This is a genomic window from candidate division KSB1 bacterium, from assembly GCA_024655945.1.
In the GTDB taxonomy this organism is placed as follows: domain Bacteria; phylum Zhuqueibacterota; class Zhuqueibacteria; order JANLFK01; family Oleimicrobiaceae; genus Oleimicrobium.
In genome coordinates this window covers 109,191-127,414 of record JANLFK010000003.1, presented here as the reverse complement: position 1 = coordinate 127,414, position 18,224 = coordinate 109,191, and the positions used below count along the sequence as shown (strand labels likewise).

Here is an 18,224-nt window from a genome sequence, read left to right as displayed (position 1 = left end):
TTAGGAGCTCCCGCCGGCCTTCCTCTGCGGGATGAACGCCACAAGCAGGCCGCGCAAGCTGTAGATGAACAGGGCGAACAGAAAGTACGATGAGCTGAACGCTTCCGGCATGCCATAGCGAAGAAGGGCAGACCAAAAGAGCAGGGCGAGAATGGCCCAGAGCAGACGCCGGAACATGTTGGCGAGCCGACCAGGGACGCCGCGCCGCCGCAAGAATGCAGCGTACCAGGCCATAAACAGGTCGACGGTAATGAGAAGCACCAGGCCCCCGAAAGTCGCAGACAGGATTTTTAGTCCCATAGGCTGCTCCTGTGCTGGAGGTTTTTTACCTGCCCTCAGCCAAACTTTGAGGGGCGCAGGGCGTTAGTGTTTGGGCGGCGCTCTCAGGCGGCGGCGCCTGCACAGGATGGTGTCGCGCTTCCGGTGGAGATCGTCGCGTTCCGGGTAGTCGGTGGTATAGTGGAGGCCGCGGCTCTCCTTGCGGCGCAGGGCACAGCGAATGATGAGGTCGGCCACCTGGGCGATGTTGCGCAGCTCAATGAGGCCTTCGGTCACCGTAGTGCGCTTGTAGAATGCTTCGATCTCGGCCTGAATGAGCCGGACGCGGCGAAAGGCGCGTTGCAGGCGAAAGTCGGAACGCACGATCCCCACGTAGTTCCACATGAGCGTTTGGATTTCCTCCCGGTCATGGGCGATGAGCACCCATTCCTCGCTGTTGAAGGTGCCTGAGTCATCCCAAGGGGGAACCTCCGGCAAGGGCTGGCGTGCTTCCTTGGCGAATTGCACTGCGTGCTCATAGGCGTGATGCGCAAACACGACCGCCTCCAGGAGCGAGTTGGAGGCCAGTCGATTTGCCCCGTGCAGGCCTGTGCACGCCACCTCGCCACAGGCGTACAGCCCGGTGAGATTGGTGCGTGCCCACATGTCGGTCATCACGCCGCCACAGGAGTAGTGGGCTGCCGGCACGACCGGAATCCACTCTTTGGTCATATCAATCTTGTGGCGAAGGCAGGTTTCGTAGATGTGGGGGAAGCGCGTCTTTACCGCCTCCGGGTCCAAATGGGTGACGTCCAAGTAGACGCAAGGCTCGCCCCGCTTCTTCATCTCTGTGTCGATGGCCCTGGCCACCACATCGCGCGGTGCCAGGGAAGCCATCGGGTGGTAGCGGCGCATGAAATCCTCGCCGTCGCTGGTGCGCAGAATGCCGCCGAAGCCGCGCACTGCCTCCGAGATGAGAAAGGAGCGCCCTGTGGCGTGCGGGCCGCGGTAGAGCGACGTGGGGTGAAACTGCATGAACTCCATGTTGGCAATGCGCGCCCCTGCCCGATAGGCCATGGCCACGCCGTCGCCAGTGGCGATCTCCGGATTGGTGGTGTGCAGGTAGACCTGTCCGCAGCCGCCGGTGGCGAGTACGGTCGCCCGCGCCATGAACGGCATCACCCGCTTCCCGGCCACATCTAAGACGTAGGCGCCCCAGCAGTGCAGGCGTTTTGCCCTGGCCTCCGCCTCGCGGCCGAGGTGGTGTTCGGTGAGCAAGTCAACGGCTACGTGATTCTCCAGGACCCGGATGCCTGGGTGGTCCTTTACTGCGGCGATGAGTGCCCTTTCCACCTCGGCGCCGGTGTGGTCGCGGGCGTGCACGATGCGGTGGCGGCTGTGGCCACCTTCGCGGGCCAGGTCGAAAACCGTTTTGCCGCCCTCCTGCCGCACGGTGAACTGCGCGCCCCACTCCACGAGCTCGCGCACCCGGTGCGGCCCTTCGGAGACCACCATGCGTACCACGTCCTCGTGGCAGAGACCCGCCCCTCCCCGCAGCGTGTCCTCCAGATGGATGTCGAAGGAGTCGTCTGGCGCGAATACCGAGGCAATCCCCCCTTGCGCATAGTTGGTGTTGGACTCCGCCCGCTCCTTCTTGGTGACCACCACCACGTCACCATGCTCGGCGGCCTTGAGCGCAAACGACAGGCCGGCGATACCGGTGCCGATGACCAGAAAATCGCAGCGCACGTCATTCCCATGCTTGCTTGCCATCCGGCTCTCCCTCTACTCGGTCGTCGCCAGCAACATAGCACAATTCGCGGTAAAAATCAAGTGGTTTTCGCAGCCGGTGCTGACACCGCCTGAGGAATGACAACGCGAAGGACAGTCGTTGGGAACGTAGAGAGCGAAGTAGGTGGGCACATACGGAAGCCTGGCTGGCCCTCCTTGGAGCGAGCGGTCGTGCTGCAAGAGCAGACCTCTGCCGGCGCGGCATTGAGACAGGGGAGCCCCCAGCGGTCTGTGCTCTCGGGTCGGCGGCGCCGGCAGGTTAGGCACCAGCCAGCCGTACGTCCTGCTCGCCTCTGGCGATCAGGTCGAGCAGCTTCTGCTGGCGCAGAGGGCGCCTGAGGACACCAGATACACCCATAGCGCGGGCCGCGTTGTCCCCGCCATCCCAGTCGACGTCGGTTATGGCGATGACCCGACACTTGGGCGCGATCTGCTTCAATTCCTGCACCAGGTCCGCCCAGTCGCCGTTTTCGGTGTGCGAGTCAAAGCCGGCGGCCAGCAGGATGACGTCGGGGTTGAACTCCCGGGCCAAGGTCACCACCCTCTGGCGATCCTCAGCAATTTCGCACTCGTGCCGACGGTGCAGTGCCAGATAGCCCTGCATCTGCGACTTCAGGACGTCGTCCGCGATGATGATCCTCATTGCCCTTTCCGCAGCTTATGACAGTTCCTTAACCGCCTCTATGCATAGGGGCATCAACTCCAATTTGCGGAGAGGGGACGGCGTTAGCGCACAGATCCTGAACTTCCATCGCGAAGGGGGGTTCACGAGAGAAATGGCGAAGGGCAGCCCGAGGCGCTTCGTCCTCCCAAGCAGCTCTGCAGAAAGGTGCTGCCCTCCGCGCCTGGGCGCGCCGCGACCAGGCGCATTCACGCCCAAAGTACGGGAAGCATTAACCCTTTGCCGGCTCCGGAGCAAAAACCAACGGTGCCGGCCCGGGCTCATGCGCGGCCCTCGGGCCGTTCCCCGGGTGAGACTCTCGGCACTGTGGGCCCAGCCTCAATAGAGCTTTGCCAATTCCGTGCCCGGGTAGTAGTGGCTGAGGATTTGTCGATAGTCGTAGCCCTGCGCGGCCATGGTCGTGGCCCCCACCTGGCACAGGCCAACGCCGTGCCCCCAGCCCGCGCCGCGCAGCACGAACCGCTGTACTTTGCCCTGCGCGTCCACTTGGCGTTTGACGTAGAAACAGGCGCTGTACAGGTGCGTCTCAGAAAGGATGCGGCGGATTTCCAGTTCCTTGCCCACCGTGAATGAGCGCTTAGTACCTATTACCTGCAGGCTCATCAAGCGGCCAGACGCACCTCGCTTTCCAGGGACCAGGTCGATGAGTTCGCCAAAGTCAAGGCCACTCTTGCGGGCGACGAGCTCTTGTAACTGCTCGCGAGGGTAGCTCACCTCCCACCGGAACAGACGGTTGGAGTCGCCAAGGGTGGCGGGCACCGGGTAGCGCTCGGTGTTGCAAAAGACATCCGGCCTGCTCTCGATGAAAGCCCGCGCCTTTGCTTCGTCGTCGATGGGGAAGGACACGGGCTCCTTGCCGTCCACAAAGGGAACTAAGTAGGGCACGTGGCGCTCATCCCACACATTGGCATAGTCTTCGGCTACCCCGCCACAGATCTTCGAATACCGGGCGTCGCACACCTTGCCCTGGAAGAGGAGAACCTCGCCGCGGGTGTCGGAAGCTGCCTGGATTGACCGCTCCATGACGTACCCTGCTCCCCAGTAGCGCTGGCAGTGGTCGTCAGCACAGAGGTGAAAGGGCTCGGCAGCGTGGTGCTTGCCCATGGTGGCCAGCACGGTGGCGCGGGCTGCCACCGTTTGCGCGCGGAGTAGATCTTCTGGACAATCGGTGGTCATCTCCGAGGAGTTGACGCTGGCAAGATAGTCTTCCATCAGCAGCTCGTCAATGGCGACCAATCGCCCTTGGTTGTTCACAGCCACTTCCAAAGTGCCGAAGAGGAGCTGGTCCTCCAAGTGCTGCCAGTGGAACTCCACTCCCACCAACACGTCAGCCAGAGTGATGACCCCTTTTCTGCCTGAGCGCGGCACAATGCGGACGACGTCCTGAAAGCGGTGTCCGGCGCACTCCAAAATCGCGCGGGGAGGGTGCACCGCCTGCTCCACCACCAGGTAGACGGCCGGGATGCCATGCTCGCGGCGGAATTCCACCGCATCCTTTTCCGTGGGAAAGGGCCCGGCGAGCACCCAGTACTCCCTGTTGTCGACCGTGGAGGCTCCCACATCCACCACCAGCCCGAGGTGGCGGTGGGTGAGCGGCCAGCCCCTCTTGGCCTCTCTTGCCGCCGCCTGTTGAGCAGTCGCCTCGTCTTCGGTGATGGCAAGGCGCACAAAGTAGTCAACGCGCGCAGGGACCGATTCAGAGACCGTCACCTCGTACGACCGGTCGGCAACTATCTCGCCGTGCACTTTTCCCTCGCGGTCGCACACGGCACATGGCTCGCTGCAGCGAAAGGTGACCTTGTCAGTGCCGCGGATCATGCCGATGTGGACGATCGGCTCTCGACCAGTTGCAGTCGCTTTCACTACGCAATCTCCCGTATGCTATCTTGTCGGTTTCTGTCGGGGTGCTGCGGCGAAGAACATGCGCACGCCCCACACCAGAACGATGATCGCTGGAATCAGGATGCGCGGGCGCACATGGCCATGCCACAGGTACCATGGCGCCTGGTCGAATCCCATGTTAATCGCCAGCACAGAGAGGCCATTGTTGGTCGCATGGACGATGGCCGCCGGAAGGACGCTGTTGCTCCTCCAGGCCAGGAGGCCAAGAAGGACGCCGAAGATGAGAATCTGGATGCTGGTCCAGGGGTTCACGTGCAGCAAGGCGAAGGCTAATGAACAGAACACGATCCCCCGGCTCGCATCGAGCGTGCGCTCGAAGGACTGTTGCAGAAAACCTCGGAAGAGCATTTCCTCCAAAAGACCCGCGCCCAACACCGCAAACAGAACCACGGACACACCTTCTGGAAGCGAGCGGATGGTGAGTAGTTGCTTCACCTGGCCGAGGAGGCTTTCCGGCAGTGGGAAGAAGAGGTTTACGATGCGATCGAGCTCATCCATGACAACTGCGGCAGCCACCCCGATCACTAGGCCAAGCACCAAGTGAGAGACGGCCGTCTGTCGTAAGCGAAAGACCGCAGCAAAAGGATAGCGCCCAGCCACGGTCACGATCAGCGCGGGAACGACTATGGAAACCTCGGCAGCCAGGAGCAAGCTTTTCTGAAAGAAAAAGGCCGCCCCCACGGCGACCAGCATCATAAAAATCATGGTGATGACCATCACCCCCACGCTCAGACCTATGCTCGGATGTGGGTGAGGGGGGAGAGGTGTTTGCTCGGGTGTCTGCTCCAATGCCAATTCCTTTCGTGGTGGGTGCTCATCACTGAACAGCCTGAACCAGATACCTCGTTCTACGCGTCTCGTCGCTGCGCAAATGTGCGGCGCTCTGCCGGCCGTCCCTCGAAGCCGCCGGCCTCATGCGTAACGGTCGCCCAGCAAGTCCGGGGGATGGGGCTCCTGGCGCCTGGTTAGTTTGGCGAAATGGGCCAGGATGATGCCGGCAGCTACGGCCACGTTCAAAGAGTCTCCCGCACCATAACGCTCGATGCGCACCCCGCGGTCGCAGAGCGCCGCCAGTGCGGGGTCAATGCCACTGGCTTCGCTTCCCAGCACTACCACACAGGCCTGTGCCGAGACGATTTGCTCCAGCGCAGTCGAGGCGCGCACGTCCGCGTAGTAGAGCGCAAATCCTCGTTCCCTGAGTTGGGGAAGAACGCTGGAGATGTCGAGCTCGTCGTACACCGGCACGTGGAAGATGGCGCCAGCGGTACTTCGCACGGTCTTGGGATTGGTAGTGTCCACAGTCGTGCGATCGCAGAGCACCCCTTGCACGCCGAACCACGCACAGGTTCTGACGATGGTGCCGGCGTTTCCTGGGTCAGCCACCCCGTTCAACGCAACGAGTATGCCGCGGGCTGCAAATTGTTCTGGCGCGAATGGCTCATAAGGCCAGCGAGCTACGGCTACCAGGCCCTGGCTCTGCGCGGTGTCAGCTATGGTGCGGAAGGCGCGACGGTCAGCAGCCAAAAGGGTCACCCCAGCTTGCTCAAGCGCCTGCATGAGCCGGAGAGCACGCTCCACGTACATGGCCTGCGGCGCTATGACCACGGCCTCCAGAGCCGCTCCCGCCGCGAGGGCCTCCTCGATGCACCGCACCCCTTCCACCAGAAACTTGCGGTCGCGCGTGCGGTACTTCTTGATGAGAAGCAAGCGGTAGTACTTGAGCTGATTCTGGGAAATCGGTACTGTCCGTGGCGCGTAGGGATGTGCCACCTTCCCTCTCCGTCGCTCACTTGTCTGTCAGGGCGTTCAGCCTCTTGCTCACGTTCTCCACCACCTGCTCCAAGCGCACCATCTCCTGAGCGCCACTGGCCATATCCTTGACGCTGACGGTCTGGTTAGCCACCTCCTCCTCACCGACGATGAGCACGACGCGTGCCCCCACGCGGTTTGCCTCGCGGAGCTGCGCCTTGAGGCTTCGATCACCAGGGGCAAAGGTGGTTGCCACCCCACTTTCGCGCAGGGAGAACAGGACCCGCAGGGCCACCAGACGGGCGCTCTCGCCCTGCGATGCCACAAAAACCTGCGGCTTGGGCAGCGCCGGGACCGAAAGGCCTTGTTCCTTCATGCTCAAGATGATGCGCTCAATGCCTGAGCCAAAGCCTATGCCGGGCGTGGGCGGGCCGCCAAGTTGCTCGATCAGCCCGTCGTAGCGCCCACCGCCACACATGGCGTTCTGGGCGCCGATGCCTTGTACCCAGACTTCAAACACCGTCTTGGTGTAATAGTCCAGCCCACGCACCAGCCGATGGTTGAGGGTGTACGGCCGGCCGAGGAGCTCCAGGTACTGGCGCAGTTTGGCAAAGTGGCTCGCACAGTCGGCACAAAGGTGCTCCAAAAGTGGCGGGGCCTTGGCGATGATCGGCTGGCAGGAGTCGACCTTGCAGTCCAGCACGCGCAGAGGACTGCGCTCCAGCCTTCGCTGGCAGTCCGGGCAGATCTCCGCAAAGTGGGTCTGGTAGTACTCCCGGAGGACCTTGAGATAGCCAGGTCGACATTGCGGACAGCCTGTGCTGTTCAACTGGAAGCAGAGTCCTCGGAAGCCGAGGTCAGCGTAGAGCTGCCAAGCGATGGACATCACCTCCACGTCCATGGCGGGATCCTGTTCGCCCAAGGCCTCCACGTTGAATTGTGTGTGCTGGCGGAAGCGGCCCGCCTGCGGGCGCTCATAGCGGAAGATTGGGCCGATGGAAAAGAGCCGCACCGGTTTGGGGCGCGTGTGCAGTCCGTTCTGCAGGGAGGCGCGAATAACCCCCGCGGTGAACTCCGGCCGCAAGGTCAGGGAATCGTGTCCCCGATCCCAAAAGGTGTACATCTCCTTTTCGACGATATCCGTGCTTGTGCCGACCCCGCGTTCGAAGAGCTGCGTCTGCTCGAATATCGGCGTGTCGATGCGCTCGTACCCATACAGCGTGCAAATGCGGTAGATCTGCGCCTCGATGTGGCGCCAGTAGGGTTGCTCCTCGGGCAGCACATCGCGGGTGCCCTTGACCGATTGGTACTTCACAGCAGTCTCTGCGCCTCGTGAATTGCTCGGCCCCTTGCGCCAGCGGGGCATGGTCAGATGTGGTCTAACATCTCGTGCAGGATTTTGGCGGCGCGCCTGCGGTGCCGCTTGGGCACAAGCAACACCGCCTCGGAGCCGACGGCACTTGCGCCCTTGCTCCCCAGGGCCCCCGAAAGAGCGTCTTGCCGGAGCACGGCAGGGATACCGACGCGCGCCAGCGCCTCCCTGACCATCTCCGCGTAAACCGGCCCTGGCAGGGAGTGCAACTGGACCCATTCTTCCTCGGTAGCCTCGGTGACCTGCGGTTCTTCAATCAGAGGCCGTCTGCAGTCAGAACAGACGGTGCTTCCTTGCACGTATTCGTACCCGCAATCTGGACAAAACGGCATGGCTCAGACGGAGCTCCTCAGACTGGGCAGTGCACTAAGTGCCGAAACAGGCGTCCTCTTCCTTCTCTATGGCTGCCAGCACCTCTTCCGGAGTCTTGGCCTTGGTGAGGCGGGCGCGACACTCAGGGCGATGCATGAGGCGCGAGATGTGACTCAGCGCCTTCAAGTGAGGTCCCGTCTGGTCGTAGGGCCCCACCAAGAGAAAGACCAGGCGCACCGGCTTGTCGTCGATGGACCCAAACTCTACTTCGTGCTTGGTAACCCCGAAGGAGGCCACCAGGTTCTTCACGCCGTCGGCTTTGCCGTGAGGGATGGCCACCCCATCGCCCACGCCGGTGCTCATCACCCGCTCGCGATCCAGAACCGCCTTTAACACTTTCTCGCGGTCCTCAATCTTGCCGGCCGCATATAGTGCATCCACCATCTCCTCGATGAGCTTGTCTTTTTCGGTGCTCAACAGAGGGATGCGGATTGTGTCCTTGCTCAGTATTTCTTTCAGTCTCATGCTCCCACTGCTCCCTCAAAATTCGCCCCAAATTTATAACAAAATCTCAATAATGCAAACTCTTTCTCTCTCGCCCTGGCAAAATCGGGTTACCGCAGATGCTCTGGACTGAAGAGTGCGCATGGTCTTAAATTTTCCGTAAGGATAGGGTGCGTCCGGTCTTGCTGTGGGCGCCTCATATCAACGGCTCAGGCTTGAGAAGGAGGAGAGAATGGACCGGGTACGGCCATGGCTCTGTGGGACAGCAGTGGCCATTGGGGTTGCGTTGGCCGCAAGTAGCCAGCCATGGACCAGCACGGCTGACCACAGGACCAAAGAGGTGCGCTTCGCGGTGCTCGGGGATAACCGACCGGGCACTCGCACCGCACGGCAACCCTACGTGCACAGGTTGCTCCTCAAAGAGCTGAAGGCCCGGAAGCCGGTCGCCGTCTTCAACACTGGCGACGTCATCGTGGGCGGTACTGATGACAGTCTGACCTTGTGCCGCATGTTTGAGGAGTTTATCAGGGTTTCGTCGCCCCTCGATGTCCCTCTGCATGTGGCGCCAGGCAATCACGACTATTTCAACAGGCCGAGTCGGGCGCTCTTTGCGGAGATGATTGGCAAGCCGTACTACTCCGTGGACTATGGCAACTGCCACTTGGTGATCCTCTGCTCGGAGGAGGAGGGGAATGTCTCCCGCCTCTCCCGCGAGCAGCTCCTCTGGCTCAAGAGTGACCTTGAGGCACATCGAGGGACGACGCACACTTTCGTCTGCGTGCACCGTCCCCTCTACCCTGTTGGCCCGCATGCCGGCGATTCCTTTGACAAGTACCCCGCCCACAGGGACAGCCTGGCGGCGCTCTTTCTGCAGCATGGGGTGGACATTCTCTTCGTGGGTCACGAGCACCTGTACCATGATGCCACTTACGGCGGTCTGCGCCAGGTCATAACCGGCGGGGCTGGCGCGCCGCTCTATGCGCCTCCTGACTCCGGCGGCTACTTTCACTTCGTCATGGTCACAGTACGCGGCCAGGAGGTGCTTACCGAGGTGGTGCGCGTTGAGGACCCGTACGAAAAGGCCGAGGAGGCATTCAGACGCAGAGCGCCTGCCGAAGTGCTCCGCGTGATGAGTCAGGTGCTGGAGGAGAGCCCGGAGCAAGCCGACGCGCACCTTTACAAGGCAGTCGCCTATCTTCAGTTGCACCAGCCCATGAGAGCCACCGCGGAGCTGGCAGCTTTCCTGAAAGGGGAAGGTCGTGTTGCGGCCGCCTATGAGCGCGCCGGCCGCATGCTGCTCAAACATGGTTTATGGGAACAGGCACGCGCTCTGTATCGCGAGTTCGCCAACGACAAACCCACCAGCCCCGAGGCCTACTTGGGCCTGGGCGAGAGCTTCTTGCATCTAAGCTACGCGGATTCGGCCTCTCTCTGCCTTGAGCGAGCAGTGGAGCTGGATTCGCTGGCGCCCAAAGTGCGCTTCCTCGTGGCGCAAGTCTACGAAAACGGCAAGAAGGTGGTGGATGCCGCGAAGCACTATCGGGCGGCCGTGCGCCTCGGGCCGAAGACCAGCTATGGTCAGCGCGCGGCCAAACGCTTGGCCGAGCTCAAGCCAGGCCAGTGAAAGCGCCCCGCGTCCTGCCGTCCTGAGCTCCCCCTTCGCATCGTCTCGGTCCTCGCGGGTGGCATAGCGTTTGCCGTTTCAGAGCAGCGGCGACGAGTGGAGCGTGCTCGGCAATCTGCTCGCTGCAGGGCGGGAGCTCGTCCCGATGGCGCACAAAGAGGGGCTGCCTATCTCTTCGTTTTTGCGAAAGAAAGCGCCGGGTGCAAGCGCGTGGCAAGGGCGAAGGCACTGTGCCCGCCAGGTGGTACCGGCCGGCGAAGAGAGTGGCTGTCTCGGCCTGAACCATCGTATCATTTGTGAACAGCGGAAAGCACAGCAGGGCGCACGCCTCAGAGCAGGCGTGCGAGGTGGTAGCCGGGGTGGCACTAGATAGGCGGTAGCAGGCAGGATGTGGCTTTGGTTGCTGCACGCAGGAGATGACTTTTGCGAGCGGAGGGTGCGATGAGGAGAGCATGTCTGTCTTGCGCGCTCACAGCGCTTGTCGTATGGGTTCTTGCTGCGCCCGAGGCGGCACAGGCACAGTCGGGCGACACGCTGTTCGTGTCTAATGGCTGGGCCTTGCCTGGCGGTTTGGACACGCTGAGCATTCGTGTCAAGAACGCCACAGTGATCAAAGGGATGCACTTCAAGCTGGTTGACAGCCCGGACAAGCTGACGGTTGTCGGCATGGAAAAGAAGTCGCGCCTCGCCTCGTTCCGGGTAGACACCACCAGCAGGGCCGGTGGATTCTGGGTGCTGATGGTCCCCGATACCAGCACCAGCTCGCGGCTCACCGCAGGGAGTGACGACATCTTGTGGGTCTATGTGCGCGTGGCTGCCAACGCCACAGGTGGCACGAACGCCAGCGTGGGCTTCGATAGCGTGCGCGCGGCGGCAAATGCCACAGGCAACCCTCCGCTCACCCTCGTGCAAAAGAGCGGCGTCTTTTGGTTCGGCAGGAAAGGGGACGTCATTTACAACGAGGCGGTGGACCTGTTTGACGTGCTGCGTATGATCGACATGGCCTTGCAGCGTCCGCCGACACCAACGGCGTACGAGCGTTGGGCTGGCGACTTTGACAACAACGGCGCAGTGGACGTCTCGGACATCGGCAAGGCTATTGACGTCGCCGTGTCGGGCTTGCCCAAGGCTGCCGCCCTTGGCGAAGAAGCGCCTGGTGCATTCCGCGGAGCCATCGCCTTGAGCAGAGGCCCTGAGCTGAACGCCCAGCAGTTCCAGGTCACCATCGACGTGGAAAGCCCCGTGCCATTGGCTGGAATGGAACTCGATCTACAGCTTGCGGCAAAGGACTTGACCGGGGGCACGCCCTCGGTGTGCGGCATTGCCAACGGCATGTCTCTGGCCAGTAAGATGGCCGGCGACCGCCTGCACCTGCTCCTCTACAGTCCAGCCGGCATAGTGATGCCCGCAGGCCGCGGGACGGTGGCGAGCCTTCTTGTCACCAGCAGGGATGAAGGCGGAACCATTCCACTGCAGGTGCTGCATGCGGTGGGTGCCACGGTCAGTGGCCAGCGTGTGGACCTGGTCTGGGAACAGCAAAGTCCGCGGCAGGGGCAGGTTCCAGCTGCCTTTGCCCTGCACCAGAGCCATCCCAACCCCTTTGGTGCAACCACGGTGATCGCTTACGACATCCCCGCGCAGAGCAGCGGAGCTGTCGATGTGCAGGTGGCCGTCTACAATATTCACGGGCAGTTGGTGCGCGTGCTCGAGCGCAGCAGGCGTGAGCCGGGACGCTACGTGGTGCAATGGGATGGTCGCGATGAAACCGGCAACTCCGTCTCCTCCGGCGTCTACTTCTACAAGCTCATGGCGGGCAGCCTGACCTTAGTGCGGAAGCTCGCCGTCCTGAGGTAAGGCAGGCGCGTCCCGTGCCAGTCGGACAAAACAAGTGGTGAGGTGCCAGCGATGAAGACAAGAAGCCTTGCACTCGTGCTCGTGGCGATCTCCCTGACGTGTGCGGCGGGCCACGCAGCAGTTGTCACGGACAACTTCAACCGCGCCAGCCTGGGCCCCAATTGGGCAGCACACGCGGCCTATCAGATCGTCAACAATGCTTTGTCCAATACCTCCACCACGCCTGGGTGGAACTATTTAGCGGTGTTTACCGCGGTCACCAACCCCACCGAGGTGTCGTTCAAATGGGCCGCCAATGCCACGGTGGAAGGCATCAACGCCGGCGGCATTGCCATCTTCCTCAACGCCCCGTCTTCAACGGCCAGCGGCTACTGTGTGATCCGCCGCGGCGGCTACATCCTGCTCTGCCCGGTGGTCAACGGCGAGGTGAAACGCGAGCAACCCATTGACACCAAGGCGGTGGCACTTCCCAGCTACAAGCCGGGCGATGTCATCAAAGTTGTGGCCTCCACCGACGCCACCGGCCACCACTTTGACTTCTACATCAATGGCCTGTTCGACACGCGCGTGAACGACCCGCAGAAGACGTACGGGACCAGCGGCGTGCTCTACGCAGGTGTCAGCCTTTTTGCCAACTTGGCCAATGACATTGACGACTTTACCGTGCGGGCCCCGGTGATCACCGTTACCGCCCCCAATGGCGGCGAGAAGTGGACGGTTAACTCCACGTACAATGTCACCTGGACGTACTCGGACTACTCGGGGAATGTCAAGATCGAATACTCCACCGATTCCGGCACCTCGTGGAGCACGGTCGTCGCCTCCACCAGCAACACAGGCTCGTACGCCTGGGAGATCCCCAACACGCCTTCCAACACCTGTCGGGTGCGTATCTCGTCGGCGGCCAGTGGCATTCCCATTGACATCAGCGATGCCGACTTTACCATTGAGCCGGAGACTGAGCAGATTACACTCATCAGCCCCAACGGCGGCGAGACCTGGATTGTGAACACGCAACGGCAGATCACCTGGAGGGCCACGAGCGTTATCACCAACGTGCGCCTACGGTACTCCCTCAATGGCGGCGCGAACTGGACCGAGATCACCGTGGCGCCGAATACAGGCTCCTACACCTGGACGCTCCCCGCGCAGACTTCTACCGCAGCGATGATCAAGGTGGAGGATGCCTTGGACGGCCTCCCCAGCGACCAGAGCGACGGCGTGTTCACCATTTCCTCCCTGGTGGTGCTCAGGGTGCAGAGCTCGAGTGGCGAACCTGGCAAGACCGGTGCCGTCAATATCTGGCTCAACAACCAGGTCAACGTGCGCGGCATCCTCTTCCGTTTGGCGGATGCCCCCGACCACTTGCAAGTGTCCACCCCCTTGACGAGTTCGATAACCCCCGTGGGACGCGCGACCGGCTTCACTGTCGCAGGCACAGAAAAGGAAGGCTCCGTGCAGGTCCTCTTGGCCTCGATGGCGGGCGCAGTGATCCCGGTAGGGAACGGTCCTATCCTCCAGATCAAGTACCACATCAACTCCGCTGCCCCGCTGGGGAGTTCGTCCAATTTGGTGCTCACCAACGTGTCGATAAGCGACGCCAACAACCAGCAGGTGGTGCCGGACATTGTCAACGGGTTGTTCAGCTACGTCAAGGTTGGCGACCTAAATGGCAACGGAGCCGTGACCAAGGCGGACATAGCAGTCATGGCCGACATTGTGCTGGGCAAGACGGCGCCCACTGCGGCACAGCTGCTGAGCGGTGACGTGGACCACGATGGCGACATAGACCTTTTCGATATGTTGGCAGTCTTTGACCTCTTCCCGTGATCGAAGTGGGCTGGCGGATTGGGATGGCATAACATATGATGCTCAGACATGTTCGCAACGGTGGGTGGTTCGCCGCACTCCTCTGCTTGCTGGTAGCGCCACAGGCGATGGCCTCTGCCAATCGCCTGTGCGTGGGCTCCGGGGCTGGCCTGCCCGGCAGCACCGGCAACGTCATCACTATTGCGCTGAGGAATGAAGCTCCAGTGCGAGGGATGCAGCTGGAGCTTGCCGATCTCCCCGACTATCTGCGCCCGGATTCGGTGTGGGTGACTGGGCGGGCGTACGGCTTTATTGCCCGCTTCAACGACGTCGATGGCGTGCTCCGCCTCATCGCCATCTCCTTCAACTACACACTGGAGGCGGATAGCGGCGCGGTGGTGAACGTCAGCTACCAGGTGGCAGCCAATGCGCCGCTGGGCACGGAGGTCGCCCTGCAAGTCCTCAGCCTGATACTCATCAACGGCGAAAACGAAGTGGTTGAAGCCACGGCGGAAGGCGGGGTGTTCGTCGTCGGTTCCCCTTCCGGCGTGGCAGCTGCGGCCGTGACGCCCACGCGCTTCGCCCTGGCACAGAACTACCCCAACCCCTTTGGCTCCGGGGCTGCGGCGCACGGCACCACCTCCATTGGCTTCTCGCTTCCCAAGCCGGAGGAGGTGTCGCTGGTGGTGTATGACCTGCTCGGCAGAGAGGTGTGTACCGTGTTCCGTGGCCGACTCGGCACCGGCGACCACACCCTGGCCTGGGACGGCTCCGACGCGGCAGGCCGACCTCTGCCTGCGGGCGTGTACCTCTACCGACTTCAAGTGGGTGCGCAATCAGCCACCAAACGGCTGGCCATAGTCCGATAGCTCTCTGCGCGCATCGATGGCGCCCCTCCGCGGGGCGCTTTTTGTTTTTTGGCAGCCCTTGCTGCTCGACAAGAGTCCTTGGAGAGCGCAACGTGAGGAGCCGTCGTGAGTGCGGCGGGGGTGCGAGGTTGTGGTGATTCTCTTCTCCGGACAAATCGCTTAGCATCGCCGGTGTGGCGGACCTTTCCCTGCGAGGGACGCATGTTGGACCACGGCAGGCCATGGTGGGGAGTGCGCTTAGCCATGGACAGGCGCCGCCAGACCTTTCGTCAGCTGACGAAGACGCGAACGGCAGGGGGGCACCCCGAGCGCTGGTGGGCCGGTTTTGTTGTGGCCTCTCCCAGGGGATGGGTCGAGGAACAGTGCCAACGAAAAAAGGCTTGATTTTCACGAAATATTCGCTTATATTCATTACAACCTAAGATGAATTACAATACTGGCGGCATGATGAAGGACAAGATCCAGCTCCTCAGAAAAAAGGGTGTGGTGCTGACCATTCAGCGCCTGGCAGTCCTCAACTACCTGCAGGAGCAGGGATCCCACCCCACTGCCGAGGAGATTCATCGCGCTCTGCGCAGCCACTACCCCACCCTCTCCCTGGCCACCGTCTACAACACTCTGGAAACACTCAAGCAAGCGGGTCTTGTGAGCGAGCTTGTGGTCGGCAAGGAGAAGCGTTTCGACCTGGCGGAGGAGTCGCACCACCATTTCCACTGTCGGGTGTGCGGGCGCATCTACGACGTGCCGGTGCAGTGCTCAGTGGCCGCCCAAGGCACAATCGACGGTCACGCAGTGGAGACGGTGCAGGCGCTGTTCATCGGGGTCTGCGCCGACTGCGTGAGGAGCGCCCAGCAGGTAGAAGACTGCCGCCCTTATCGCTGTGCGGTCTGCGGGTGGGTCTACGATCCAGCAAGGGGGAACGACACGCCGGGGACTCCCTTCAGTCGCCTGCCTGAGGACTGGTGCTGCAAGGTCTGCGGTGCCGCCCGCGACAGGTTTGTTCCGGTTGAGGTTACCCTTCTCAAGAGGCGAACCTCCGAGGGCGATTCGTCAAACTGAGGATGAGCGCATATGAAGGCTTTGGAATTGAAACCGGGGATCTACTGGGTGGGAAGCATAGACTGGGACCTGCGCAACTTCCACGGCTACCTCACCCCATATGGTTCCACCTACAACGCCTATCTTGTCGTGGACGAGAAGGTTGCCCTGGTGGACACGGCGAAGCGACCCTTTTTTGACGAGCTTTTGGCCCGCGTGCGGAGCGTGATTGACCCGGCCAGGATCGACTTTGTGGTGTGCAATCACGTGGAGATGGACCATTCAGGGAGTATCCCGGCTCTGGTGGAGCGTGCCCCCAAGGCGCAAGTTCTCGCCTCGCCAAATGGCGAGAAGGGGCTGCGGGCGCATTTTCACGGCGACCTGAACTACCGGGTCGTGCGCTCCGGTGAGGTGCTCAGCTTGGGGCGCAGGTCGCTGCAGTGCTTTCACACGCCCATGGTACACTGGCCCGACTCCATGGTGACCTACCTGCCGGAGGAGGCAATCCTCTTCTCCAACGATGCTTTCGGTCAGCACTTGGCCACTGCCGTTCGCTTTGACGACGAGGCGGGATGGGACCTGGTCTATGCGCAGGCGGCCAAGTACTACGCCAACATCGTGCTCCCGTACGGGGAGCAAGTGAAACGCGCCCTGCAGGCCGTGGGCGGTCTGAAAATCGACATGATCTGCCCCAGCCACGGCGTGATCTGGCGGCAGAACATCGGTCGCATCCTGGAGGCATATGAGAGGTGGGCCAACCATGAAGCCGACGACCAGGCCGTCGTGGTCTACGACAGCATGTGGGGCTCCACGGCTAAGATGGCGCAGGCGTTGTGCACGGGCCTGGAGGCCGAGGGCGTGCCGGTCACGGTGCGCAACCTCGAGACCACGCATATCTCCGAGGTGATGACCGACCTGCTGCAGTCGCGGCTGGTTCTGGTTGGCTCGCCCACGCTGAACAACGGTTTGTTGCCGAGCGTGGGCCAATTCTTGACCTATCTGAAGGGCCTGCGGCCGCGCAACAGGATGGGCTTTGCCTTTGGCTCCTACGGCTGGGGAGGACAGGCGGTAGCGGAGATCGAAGAAGTCTTTTCTGCCCTTGGCTGGCAGGAGCCTGTAGCGGCCCGGCGTGTGCAGTGGGTGCCCGACGAGGAGCAACTCGGACACCTGGGGGAAGATGGTCGCGCCTTGGCAAAGGCTTTGGCGCAGAAGTAGGGAGTGGCACGCCGCCCTCCGGCAGTGCCCACCTCCCAAGGAGATGAAACGATGACTTTGGAGCTGCATGTCCCCGACATTACCTGCGGTCATTGCAAGGTGCACATTGAGAAGGCCGTTGGCGTCCTCCCCGGCGTCGAGGCTGTCGCGGTGAACGTGGAGAAGAAGACGGTGCACGTCAAAGGCGAGGTGCACCGTGCCGCAGTGGAGCGCGTCATCAGAGAGCTGGGGTATACGATCTGAGAGACGGGGAACTTGGGCGTCCGGTGCTGGGCAGGTATCTTTCATGCTGGTGAGCAAGGAGGAGCCGCAAGATGGAGAGTGCACACGAGGATTTGCAGGCATTGAGCCTGGCCCTGAAGCTGGAAGGCGAGGGCCGGCAGTTCTTCCTCGCCGCCCGCGACAGGACGGAGCATCCTCTTGCCAAGGAGACCTTCGCCTACTTAGCCGACTGGGAGCTGGAGCACATCAGCATTATTCAGCACTTCTATGCGTCGCTGCGTGAGCGCGGCCAGTGGACGAGCGCGGCCCACTTGCAGGGCAAGCGAGGGGAGGCCATCGCCACTTTTCGCAGTGTTTTCCGCGCAGCCAGAGAGCGCCTTGACGAGACCGTGAGCACGCAGGCCGATGTGCTCGAGGCCTATCGGTTGGCGCGCGATTTCGAGGACAAGCTGATCGTTTTCTACAAGGAGCGGGCGGCAGCCGCCAGTGACCAGACCGCCAAGCAGTTCTACACCTTCATGACCGAGCAGGAGCGAGAGCATCACCTGATTCTGGAGAATTCCCTCCGCTATCTGGACAACCCTGCTCAATACCACGCGGAAGAAGAGAATTGGATGTTCGACGGCGGTTAGTCGGCTTTGGCTGTGGCTACTCGAGAACGAGGATTTGAGCGGTGAAAAAGATAGCGCTATTCGCTTTCACCGGCGAGACGGCCTGTTTTGCGCACGTGCTCCTCAATGCCCTGGACATGAAGGAGCGCGGCCACGAGGTGAAGGTGGTGGTAGAGGGCACCGCCACCCAGCAGGTAAAGCTGTTGGCCGAAGAAGGGCGGCCCTTTGCCAATCTCTACCGCAGGGCAAAGGAAGCTGGCCTCATTGACTGCGTGTGCCAGGCGTGCGCCGCAGTTTCTGGCAGCTTGGAGGCGGCCTTGGCGCAAGGGCTGGCCACCTGCGACGAGATGTCCGGGCATCCCAGCATTGCCCGCTACATGGACGCCGGGTTCGAAGTGGTGATCTTTTAGCT

General features: G+C 62.0%; 18 protein-coding genes. 9 read left to right on the top strand and 9 right to left on the bottom strand.

The genetic code is table 11. The features are described 5' to 3' along the window. From NUW13_05580 to NUW13_05540, 9 genes are all read right to left on the bottom strand, one after another. Window positions 1-300: a hypothetical protein gene (locus tag NUW13_05580; GenBank protein ID MCR4438498.1), complete on the bottom strand. Its 300-nt coding sequence runs from the start codon at window positions 298-300 to the stop codon at window positions 1-3. A gap of 63 nt (window positions 301-363) precedes the next feature. After that, window positions 364-2,031, bottom strand: coding sequence for an L-aspartate oxidase (gene nadB, locus NUW13_05575; GenBank protein MCR4438497.1), 1,668 nt, complete (start codon window positions 2,029-2,031; stop codon window positions 364-366). A gap of 277 nt (window positions 2,032-2,308) precedes the next feature. Continuing rightward, window positions 2,309-2,692: a hypothetical protein gene (locus NUW13_05570; protein MCR4438496.1), complete on the bottom strand. Its 384-nt coding sequence runs from the start codon at window positions 2,690-2,692 to the stop codon at window positions 2,309-2,311. Window positions 2,693-3,049: 357 nt separating this feature from the next. After that, window positions 3,050-4,594, bottom strand: a complete 1,545-nt coding sequence (locus tag NUW13_05565; GenBank protein MCR4438495.1) for a SpoIID/LytB domain-containing protein — start codon at window positions 4,592-4,594, stop codon at window positions 3,050-3,052. Between the two features lie 18 nt (window positions 4,595-4,612). Next, window positions 4,613-5,422: a CPBP family intramembrane metalloprotease gene (locus NUW13_05560; GenBank protein MCR4438494.1), complete on the bottom strand. Its 810-nt coding sequence runs from the start codon at window positions 5,420-5,422 to the stop codon at window positions 4,613-4,615. A gap of 123 nt (window positions 5,423-5,545) precedes the next feature. Then, the gene (locus tag NUW13_05555; protein ID MCR4438493.1) at window positions 5,546-6,403 is read right to left on the bottom strand and encodes an RNA methyltransferase; all 858 of its coding nucleotides are present in this window, start codon (window positions 6,401-6,403) and stop codon (window positions 5,546-5,548) included. A gap of 16 nt (window positions 6,404-6,419) precedes the next feature. Further along, on the bottom strand, window positions 6,420-7,697 hold the full coding sequence (hisS, locus tag NUW13_05550) for a histidine--tRNA ligase (protein MCR4438492.1): 1,278 nt from the start codon (window positions 7,695-7,697) through the stop codon (window positions 6,420-6,422). 53 nt (window positions 7,698-7,750) lie between these two features. Continuing rightward, complete coding sequence (locus NUW13_05545) at window positions 7,751-8,086, bottom strand: DUF2007 domain-containing protein (protein MCR4438491.1); 336 nt, start codon at window positions 8,084-8,086, stop codon at window positions 7,751-7,753. 34 nt (window positions 8,087-8,120) lie between these two features. Further along, window positions 8,121-8,591 carry a PTS sugar transporter subunit IIA gene (locus tag NUW13_05540; GenBank protein MCR4438490.1) on the bottom strand — a complete coding sequence of 157 codons (471 nt, stop codon included), beginning with the start codon at window positions 8,589-8,591 and terminating at the stop codon, window positions 8,121-8,123. Window positions 8,592-8,802: 211 nt separating this feature from the next. Here NUW13_05540 and NUW13_05535 point away from each other — a divergent pair, with 211 nt between their 5' ends. From NUW13_05535 to NUW13_05495, 9 genes are all read left to right on the top strand, one after another. Next, window positions 8,803-10,194 (top strand): metallophosphoesterase, encoded by a 1,392-nt coding sequence (locus tag NUW13_05535; protein MCR4438489.1) that lies wholly within the window; start codon window positions 8,803-8,805, stop codon window positions 10,192-10,194. Between the two features lie 441 nt (window positions 10,195-10,635). Then, window positions 10,636-12,048, top strand: a complete 1,413-nt coding sequence (locus NUW13_05530) for a T9SS type A sorting domain-containing protein (protein ID MCR4438488.1) — start codon at window positions 10,636-10,638, stop codon at window positions 12,046-12,048. Window positions 12,049-12,099: 51 nt separating this feature from the next. Then, a complete protein-coding gene (locus tag NUW13_05525) occupies window positions 12,100-13,878 on the top strand; it encodes a dockerin type I repeat-containing protein (protein MCR4438487.1) in 1,779 nt (592 codons plus the stop codon). Window positions 13,879-13,913: 35 nt separating this feature from the next. Beyond that, window positions 13,914-14,726: a T9SS type A sorting domain-containing protein gene (locus NUW13_05520; GenBank protein ID MCR4438486.1), complete on the top strand. Its 813-nt coding sequence runs from the start codon at window positions 13,914-13,916 to the stop codon at window positions 14,724-14,726. A gap of 444 nt (window positions 14,727-15,170) precedes the next feature. Continuing rightward, window positions 15,171-15,785: a transcriptional repressor gene (locus tag NUW13_05515; protein ID MCR4438485.1), complete on the top strand. Its 615-nt coding sequence runs from the start codon at window positions 15,171-15,173 to the stop codon at window positions 15,783-15,785. A gap of 12 nt (window positions 15,786-15,797) precedes the next feature. Further along, complete coding sequence (locus tag NUW13_05510) at window positions 15,798-16,979, top strand: FprA family A-type flavoprotein (protein MCR4438484.1); 1,182 nt, start codon at window positions 15,798-15,800, stop codon at window positions 16,977-16,979. A gap of 51 nt (window positions 16,980-17,030) precedes the next feature. Then, complete coding sequence (locus tag NUW13_05505) at window positions 17,031-17,222, top strand: heavy-metal-associated domain-containing protein (protein MCR4438483.1); 192 nt, start codon at window positions 17,031-17,033, stop codon at window positions 17,220-17,222. A gap of 71 nt (window positions 17,223-17,293) precedes the next feature. Beyond that, entirely contained in the window at window positions 17,294-17,833 is a 540-nt protein-coding gene (locus NUW13_05500) for a ferritin family protein (protein ID MCR4438482.1), read from the top strand. A gap of 41 nt (window positions 17,834-17,874) precedes the next feature. Next, entirely contained in the window at window positions 17,875-18,222 is a 348-nt protein-coding gene (locus NUW13_05495; GenBank protein ID MCR4438481.1) for a DsrE family protein, read from the top strand. Window positions 18,223-18,224: the final 2 nt, after the last annotated feature.

Coding starts and splice junctions, on each gene's coding strand:
- NUW13_05580 (MCR4438498.1), bottom strand. CDS start 300: ATGGGACTAAAAATCCTGTCTGCGACTTTCGGGGGCCTGGTGCTTCTC.
- nadB (MCR4438497.1), bottom strand. CDS start 2,031: ATGGCAAGCAAGCATGGGAATGACGTGCGCTGCGATTTTCTGGTCATC.
- NUW13_05570 (MCR4438496.1), bottom strand. CDS start 2,692: ATGAGGATCATCATCGCGGACGACGTCCTGAAGTCGCAGATGCAGGGC.
- NUW13_05545 (MCR4438491.1), bottom strand. CDS start 8,086: ATGCCGTTTTGTCCAGATTGCGGGTACGAATACGTGCAAGGAAGCACC.
- NUW13_05540 (MCR4438490.1), bottom strand. CDS start 8,591: ATGAGACTGAAAGAAATACTGAGCAAGGACACAATCCGCATCCCTCTG.
- NUW13_05535 (MCR4438489.1), top strand. CDS start 8,803: ATGGACCGGGTACGGCCATGGCTCTGTGGGACAGCAGTGGCCATTGGG.
- NUW13_05530 (MCR4438488.1), top strand. CDS start 10,636: ATGAGGAGAGCATGTCTGTCTTGCGCGCTCACAGCGCTTGTCGTATGG.
- NUW13_05525 (MCR4438487.1), top strand. CDS start 12,100: ATGAAGACAAGAAGCCTTGCACTCGTGCTCGTGGCGATCTCCCTGACG.
- NUW13_05520 (MCR4438486.1), top strand. CDS start 13,914: ATGATGCTCAGACATGTTCGCAACGGTGGGTGGTTCGCCGCACTCCTC.
- NUW13_05515 (MCR4438485.1), top strand. CDS start 15,171: ATGATGAAGGACAAGATCCAGCTCCTCAGAAAAAAGGGTGTGGTGCTG.
- NUW13_05510 (MCR4438484.1), top strand. CDS start 15,798: ATGAAGGCTTTGGAATTGAAACCGGGGATCTACTGGGTGGGAAGCATA.
- NUW13_05505 (MCR4438483.1), top strand. CDS start 17,031: ATGACTTTGGAGCTGCATGTCCCCGACATTACCTGCGGTCATTGCAAG.
- NUW13_05500 (MCR4438482.1), top strand. CDS start 17,294: ATGGAGAGTGCACACGAGGATTTGCAGGCATTGAGCCTGGCCCTGAAG.